Raw genomic sequence first — 7,939 nt, forward strand, 5'->3', positions numbered from 1 at the left:
CGAAAGACATCTTTAAGATTAACGACGAATTTCTTTGTTCTAATGAAAAGTCACTTTTTTATTGATATAAAGCCTTTTAATTCTTGTTGACTACACCGTGACTACATCAAATTGATGGAATTATGCTAGTTTTCCAACACTTCAAATGCCTTCAACGGTTTCAATTTTTCATCTGACGTAAGATGGCGATAAATCTCTGAAGTTGACTTATCGGCATGTCCTAATCTCCCCTTCAAGACTTCCCAACTACAATGCTCTGCAACTAGACTAGCCATTGTGTGTCTGGTAAGGTGTGTATGAAAAGGTTTAGTAATTCCACAACGCTCAACACATCGTTTGATGTGATTGTTTACATAGTCTCTACGATAGGGTATCCCTCTTTTGAACGGAGCTAAGTAAACAAAAAGATATTTTTCCTTTGATCGAAAGACAAATTTCGATCGCATGCTATCAAGAGCTGTTATAAGTTGTTGAAGCCTCTCCATCACTAAGTCAGTTACTACTACTCTTCTAACCGAACTAATCGACTTCGTTGTTTCAATCTTGAAATCCATTTGCTTTCCTCTTACAGATGTTTGCTTGTAAAATAGGATCTCATTGTTTTCAAAATCAATGTCTTCGACTTGTAGAGCCAGTGCTTCGCTTATCCGACATCCTGTATAAAACAGAACAATAAAAAGTGTCGATAGCGGCAACTCTTCATGAACAATAGAGTAATTCAACAATGTCCTAAGCTCATCAATAGTAAGATATTTCTGATCCAAAGAATTCAGCGTCTCTTTTAATTCACTTACACTCTTTTGATACTTAGGCATGCGAATATTCGTCAATGGATTGTCATTCAATATCTCTCTTTTCAAACAGTATTTGAAAATCATGTTCAAGGTTTGCCTTAATGAATACAATGAGTTTTTTGAATACCCTTGAGAAATGCCATCAATTCCTTTTTCTTTCAAAGAAAACATCAAATCTTCCAGAAAATCAGGAGTTAATTCTACTAGCTTCTTTTCGCCAATCCATCGTTTAAGAACAACAATCAAGTCATGACGCTTGGCATATGTGCTGTCCTTTTGTTCTCTCAAAGATTTATAATACTTAAACCATTGATCTGCAACGACTGAAAATTTTTCATTTGAGTTAACAAACTTCTTTTTATTTTGTCGATTTTTCTTTAGCTCAAGAAATGCTAATTGTGCCTCCCTTTTTGTTTTAAATCCCCTACGTGTTGTTCGAAATGCCTGAAAATACCAAGTAACCGAGCCAGTTTTACTGATACTTTTTTTAAACCGATCATTCGTCTCCATTTTTCTATTTCCTCCTTATTTTGAAGGAGGTTGGAAAACAAAATCTGCTTTACTATACTCTCTATACTTAACATTATAAGGTATCTCCTTCTAATTTTGAAGTTCATATGGAACGCAATAACCGCATTTTTTCTTTGAAATTATCATAGTCATTGATTTTGAACCAATCAACAACTTGATCTCTAGAATAATGGCCACGAATGCCATACCAACAATCGGGGAAATCGGTCATCTTGATCAGCCTATTAAGCGTACTATCGCTAATTTGAAATTCTCTTTTCAAATCGCTATTAGTTAAAACCATTGGTAATTTTTTTAAATTTAAAATTTTTGTTTCATATTGCCCTAAAAAATCAGTAAACGTGTTAATAATGCTTTTCTCTATGAATTCTAAATTGATTTTTTATCACTCCATAATATTCTTTTTTAAATGTCTCATCAAGTATTATAGAATCACAAAATACTCGTTTTTGTTTAAAGGTATTCTTAAAAGCAAGTAGCTTTTAAGAAAATGCTTACTCATTATCTTGTCAGATTACTCTTTGCAATGGAGTTCATAGGAATTTCACCTCTCCGCAGTTCATGCCGAGCTTTACAGAAGTATCATTATGATTTCTAAAAGTCGTCGCTATTACTGTAGCAATTGCAGTAACTCGCTCCATTCACCTTATCGCTGCTATTTTTAGATCATTGCGTTGAATGAGCGTTGGCTCTTTTCAGAAATTTATGTACCTGACAATACTATTAAATTTTCAATGGTCAAATTATCATTACACTAATACAAACAAAGTACTACTCAAAAATGACACATAAAATAGAAATTTCTTTACAAGCTATCTAATACTAAATTTTTCTATAGACTTTATCATAGCAATCACGCATTCTTGATAACAATCTTCATCAAAATATCCATATCTGAAAGAAACTTTTACCAGTAATGGATGAAATCTCATTATTAAAATTTCTAAAGCTCCCCTATCTCCACATAGTGAGTCTAAATACAATTTTTTCAACGACATTTAATTCTCTCCTAGCTTTCAAACCCTTCTTCTTTCAGTTGTTTTCTCATTTTTTTATAAAGACGACTCTTCATGTTTGTGACTGCCTGTCTGCTTGTTCCAAAAATAGCTCCAATTTGTTCATCTGTTTTATCAAAAACAAATTTTTCTATAAGAAATTGTTTTTCTCTACTACTTAGTTCTTGTACCACATATTCTATTTTCTCATTGTAAAATAAATTCATAACTGACTCTTCTACCATTATTTTTCTTAGAGACTCTTCTTCAAAAGAAAAGCTATCCTTGGAAAAATCATGGCTTTGATCAGTTAAATATTCATTTTCTTTTTGATAAAAATTCTTCTTGTAATAATTTGATGCTGTATTACAAATAACTTTGTGGAAATACTTTGTCAATTGAGCTTCTAATTTTTCATCTGAGACCTTTATCATGGTAGTTCTCCCTCATCAAAAAAAGTAAGCGAGGGATACGTTAAGAGAATAATTCTACAATTTCTCAATCAATAAAACCGACTTATATTTCAAATCGATGAAACTATATAAGTGTCTTCGTTCATATTTCACAAATTGATCTTTATTACTGGCTACTATCTTAATCTTCAATATTTTTTTATATTTAATAGGATGATGATTTATTTAGATCACTAATTTCAGAAATGTTTTTAAATAATTGTTCCCCTTTCGAAGTTACAAAATAATCATAATCATTTGATTATCTACATATTGTTCCTCAAGTGAAAACTTGAAATCCGCTTAAGGATTATTAATCTAGTAGTTCAGTAAATTCATTGACTCCAAATAGAAAGCTATTTAGTTCTCTCCTTTTCTAAATTACTTTTTAACTCATTGCTTACCTCCTGAAATAAGAATTATTCAATCAACGTCCCTCCCTTCTATAAATATCAACAATCGAGAGATCAAAAATGACACTAAAATAGGGGAGAACTTAGCCAATAAGTCTTCCCCTTAAAAATATTTTTATAGTTAAAGTTTTAGAAACTAAATTCAACGAACAGGATGCTTTTTTTAATTTTCAATCAGGCCTATATCCTTACTATTAAATAGTCTTTTCATTGAATTAATTGAATCGCTACAAATTTTTTTCGAAGTAGAATTTATTTTCCGAACTAGTATCCAAATTCTCTTTTAGCATTCGCAGTAATACATTATTGTATTCTCAATTTAATTAATATCTAAAATTTAGTTATTATATATTGTATTTAGAAACAATCTGGGTCAATGTAGAGTCTGTTTTAATCTGGTGCAACAATTTTTGATCAATTATATATCCTTTTCCCCAAAGTGTATAAATTGCTACGTTCTCGAAACCTGCTTGCTTAAATTTATTTTTTATTCGCGAAATAGCACTAGATAGATAAACCAGATGTGACTTGCTTACTTCTTTCTGCCAAACTTGCTCACAAATATCTTCTCTTTTAACAACTTGATTTCCTGAGCTTATCAGGATGGTTAGAATTTTAGCTTCTATTTGAGACAATCTGTGTAATACTTCAAATAATATTTGTAGCTGATTGATATCTCTCTCCCAAGTATTTACAGATCTCTCTTCAGTTTGCATTGTCAGATTTTCTAATCTGGATAGGCATTCTCGTAGATCATCGTTAGATTCATTATTTGAAATAATTGCATCTATCCGTCCTTCCTCTAAGCTTTGTTGTTCTACTTCTGATGTTTCTGCCCCTACCTCTCGAATAACTATAAGAGAGTGCTCCTTCATTAAAGGTACTAAATAAGAAACCTCAGATTCACAAATACTATCGCTCAAAATAACGTAATTAAACAATTTAATAAATTCAAAGACATTATTCTTCTGCTTACAATAATCGATAAGACTAACAGAACAATATACTTCATAATTTAATCCTTGTAGTTTTTTTTGGATTTCTTGTTCAGCCAAAATATTTTTACTTAAAATCAAAATTCGGTTCATACCTAGGTTCCACTCCTCCACTACACTTCTTCATCAACATTTTCGATATTTTTTGTTGTTCCACAGTTAAGTGGGCTTAATTATGTTTTCTACAAATAATGTCTCAAATGTATTTACTGCTCGACTATGTTCAACAATTTTACCGTGAATAATTCTGTCAATATCGATTCCAGTAAATGACAATTTCTTATTATTAGGCCTCATACCTATCCATTCTCCTTCAAAGGTGCCTTCCAAAACAAATTCTGAAATTATATATTCTTCGTCTTGATATTGTTTTACAATTGTCATTGAATAATCTGGATACGTTTTTTTCACGTCCTCAATGAGGTGCCGCTTCATTCCTGAAACCCCACACGGTATAATGGTTTCTCCAACTTTTAACACGCACTGCTCTGAAATAAAATTCTCTACTTCCCAAATACGACTGCTTGAAACTACAACTTCGTAAAAATACTTTATTCTTTCTTTATCACTCATTGAATTATCACCCCTCCTATGTGGTAAGTTTAGTAATGATTATTTCTCTCAAGGTCATACAACATTAGCAATGAAGAAACTAGAGTAGCTAAAGCTAAATCTAATGTAACCTTCCCAATCACAAACATATGTAATCCTAGCATTTGAATTACAATGACTACTATGACACAAGCGACAGATAGAGTAACATATATAAATTTCATACTTCCTCCCTCCTTAACTATAGTTCTTCATATAATTAATTAGACAGGCCAAGACATTAATACATTATGGAACTTATCATCACCATCAACATACTCCATCTACTCTCTTCGCTTTCTCAATTTTGAGTTAATTGGTGTATATCATCATCTATTTTGTTTCAACAATCCTTTTTATGATGTATTTCTTGCTGCCATTCCCCTCTAACAACAATAAAATTTGCAGTATCATCAACTTTTCTCGGCTAAAAAGAAGTCATTTCGACCTTTAGCTCCCCATATATTTTTATTTTTTTAGAATCTTTCCTAAATCTTTTCATTATCATTTTTTTGTTGTTGAAACTTATAATTACTTACTTTTTTATTTTAAAGCGCATCCTCAGACAACCGATCAACACATTTCTTTAATTCCTCATATATTATCAAAACATTCTGACGGGATTCGTCCACCTCAAAAGAGATTTCTTTTGCTCGATCTTGAAATATTTTTATCTCTTCCTCAGATTGCTCAAGAATGCGTTTGGCATCTAATTTAGCTTTTTCTATCATTCGATTCGCTTGTTTTCTAGCTGAGATCAATACCTCTCCAATCTCTTGTTGCGAATGACTTGCCTCATTCTTCAATTGTTCATTCTCTTTTTGGATTGCCATTAATTGTAGTTGAAGCTCTGATACCACTTCTCCCTCAATAGATTGATCCTGTTGCTCCTCAAGTAAATGTTGAATAACCGTTTCTTTTTCTTGGATTAACTGATTTATTTGAATCAATTCTTTTTCTTTGTCATGAAGAGAAATAGTTTGCTTTTCTAATTGTTGAATCGTATTAAGATGTTCAGACTCTTCCCCTTTTTGTTTCACTAACAACTCATTGTATTGTTGTTGAACATCTTGTAACTCCGCTTCTAACGTACGAAATTGCCCTAAAGAGGTTTTCAAGGATAAATTTTCTTCTCGTAGTTGATCCATTTCAGTTTTAATACGTTCAAATTCTTCATTATTCTTTAAACGCTTAATTTCCTCACGATTTCGACGTGCCTGCGCTTCCAGGTCTTGAATTTGACGTCGATTTTGAGTCTTTTCTTCTCCGTTTCGCAAAATGTTTTGTTTAAAATTTTCATTTTCTTTGACTAAGCGCTGCCTTTCTAATGCAGTTTCCTTTTTATATTCCATAAACGATTGTTCTTTTTCAAAAATCAATCGTTTTAATTCAGCAATTTCCTCAGCTTCTTTACTAGGCTGCCTTTCTGGTAGTTTAGTGACTTTTCCCTCTTCTTCATTTCTGATTACCTCTTCTGGAACAGAATTAATTTCATCCAAAATATTTTTGTTGAAAAACCATCCACCATTTCTCTTTTGTTGTGCACTCATGATGCTTCCTCACTTTCTTTATTCTTCTTCCTGAACCAATGAGAAGGATTCTTCCTCGTTCATCCGTGAAAAAGTACAGCTATAAGTCTTTTTCTTTTCTTTGTCACTCATTAAATTCATTTGGAAGGTAATTTGCGTCAGTTTAGAGATACTCTCAGCTTCTTTAGCAAACGCTTTAATATTGTCTTTGATTTGTTTGCGGTTATCCTCACTACCAGAATCCCCAGCCAATGCAATATTTAACGTTTGAGTCGGTACGTCTAACACGATTAACGTTGTAGACAAACCGAAATAGGGACTCACCTTAGTGGATAGATCACTTTCGATCTGGTATTGTTTCTCACGGTTTTCCTCCGAAAACAGTTCTTCCCATGAGTATTCCTTCAAGCCAATTCCACCTTTTGGATACGGTTTAATAGGTATTTTTGTAATCAGTTGCTTTTGTTCTTTCTTAACTAGGTATAACTCATCTTTGAGCTGATTATTCCTTTTGGTGACAACATTCAGTTGATCCTCCATTCGAAATAGACTGTAAGTAGTCAATAATAAACCCATTGTTATAAAAAAGATGACTAATAGCAATGCCGAGACATGTTTTCCTAGTTCCACTTGTTTGACATAATCTAACTTTCTTTGGAACGATGGCGAGTTATTTGTTGGCAACCGAAGCCGCTCTAATTGTAATTTGATAAACATTCGACGAGACCAAATGATTAATATCAAAATAACCAGTCCCACGATTATCCAATTAATGATTAACACGTCTTATCCTCATTTCCTATATTTTAGTCCTTATTTTTTAACAGGATAGGCAAATGGAATTGGACCCTTCCCTCGACTTCTTTCTTGTAGACAAACCCAAAGGTCCGACTGTCCTTCGACACATCGATGTGATCGCCGGTCGTGAAGTACAATCCTTTAGGAATCTTCGCTAAATCCTTAAATTCTTCGGCAACAGCTGGGGAGAGTTGAAACGTATAGGTTGTTTCAAAATCTCCGTGCTCGCCAATATTTAAGACCATTCGATCGTTGCGGATAAACAGCGTATCTCCCGGCTTGCCGATCACACGCTTCACAAATTTCCCCTCTTCTCCCTTGACTGAAAAGGCGATCACATCGTAACGGTGAATTGGACCGCGTTTCTTCACCAAGACCATGTCTTTTTCTGTCAATGTCGGACTCATGGACGTGCCTGAGATCGGATGAAAGCTGTATTCTCTTCGCACCAGTTGGCCCGAGATAAACATCACAACCAATACTAGGAGCGTCAAAATCGTGAGAATCAGACTTTTTCCAATGGATCGATGGGGTGGACTTCCTTCTTTTTTTAGTTGACGTGATCGAACAGTTGCCATAAGTTACAATACCCCTTTTACTTTGCTTTAATATAGGAAACTTGGTCAGAGGTGGCTAAGGCGTTATCGATCACGCGATACGAAATCACCGTGCCGCCGTAGACATTGCCTTCTGAAATCAAAATCCCTTCCGGTCGAACAACTTCCACGAAAGCCACATGGCCATAACGTGCATCTGATCCGGCGACTCCCGGTTTAAAGGAAATCAACCAGCCAGCTTTAGGCTTCTGACTGACTTCATAACCTAGTGCTTTGCCTTTGAT

General features: G+C 33.7%; 10 protein-coding genes. All 10 read right to left on the bottom strand.

The genetic code is table 11. From position 1 onward, the window contains the following. Nucleotides 1–125: 125 nt before the first annotated feature. Complete coding sequence (locus tag FFR60_RS14245; protein ID WP_137664668.1) at nt 126–1,304, bottom strand: site-specific integrase; 1,179 nt, start codon at nt 1,302–1,304, stop codon at nt 126–128. An 833-nt stretch (nt 1,305–2,137) separates the two neighbouring features. Then, entirely contained in the window at nt 2,138–2,323 is a 186-nt protein-coding gene (locus FFR60_RS14250; protein WP_137664669.1) for a helix-turn-helix domain-containing protein, read from the bottom strand. Nucleotides 2,324–2,334: 11 nt separating this feature from the next. Next, nucleotides 2,335–2,754 carry a sigma-70 family RNA polymerase sigma factor gene (locus tag FFR60_RS14255; RefSeq protein WP_137664670.1) on the bottom strand — a complete coding sequence of 140 codons (420 nt, stop codon included), beginning with the start codon at nt 2,752–2,754 and terminating at the stop codon, nt 2,335–2,337. A gap of 775 nt (nt 2,755–3,529) precedes the next feature. After that, nucleotides 3,530–4,273 carry a helix-turn-helix domain-containing protein gene (locus tag FFR60_RS14260; RefSeq protein ID WP_137664671.1) on the bottom strand — a complete coding sequence of 248 codons (744 nt, stop codon included), beginning with the start codon at nt 4,271–4,273 and terminating at the stop codon, nt 3,530–3,532. A 66-nt stretch (nt 4,274–4,339) separates the two neighbouring features. Beyond that, nucleotides 4,340–4,753 (bottom strand): ester cyclase, encoded by a 414-nt coding sequence (locus tag FFR60_RS14265; RefSeq protein ID WP_137664672.1) that lies wholly within the window; start codon nt 4,751–4,753, stop codon nt 4,340–4,342. Between the two features lie 29 nt (nt 4,754–4,782). Beyond that, complete coding sequence (locus FFR60_RS14270) at nt 4,783–4,956, bottom strand: hypothetical protein (protein ID WP_171004944.1); 174 nt, start codon at nt 4,954–4,956, stop codon at nt 4,783–4,785. 363 nt (nt 4,957–5,319) lie between these two features. Continuing rightward, nucleotides 5,320–6,321: a coiled-coil domain-containing protein gene (locus tag FFR60_RS14275; RefSeq protein WP_137664673.1), complete on the bottom strand. Its 1,002-nt coding sequence runs from the start codon at nt 6,319–6,321 to the stop codon at nt 5,320–5,322. An 18-nt stretch (nt 6,322–6,339) separates the two neighbouring features. Further along, nucleotides 6,340–7,083, bottom strand: a complete 744-nt coding sequence (locus tag FFR60_RS14280) for a hypothetical protein (protein ID WP_137664674.1) — start codon at nt 7,081–7,083, stop codon at nt 6,340–6,342. A gap of 23 nt (nt 7,084–7,106) precedes the next feature. After that, nucleotides 7,107–7,676 (bottom strand): signal peptidase I, encoded by a 570-nt coding sequence (gene lepB / locus FFR60_RS14285; RefSeq protein ID WP_137664675.1) that lies wholly within the window; start codon nt 7,674–7,676, stop codon nt 7,107–7,109. Between the two features lie 17 nt (nt 7,677–7,693). Further along, a partial coding sequence (locus FFR60_RS14290) for a CHAP domain-containing protein (RefSeq protein ID WP_137664676.1) occupies nt 7,694–7,939 on the bottom strand: 246 nt, incomplete at its 5' end.

The sequence above is a fragment of the Enterococcus hulanensis genome, assembly GCF_005405485.1.
Lineage (GTDB): Bacteria > Bacillota > Bacilli > Lactobacillales > Enterococcaceae > Enterococcus_A > Enterococcus_A hulanensis.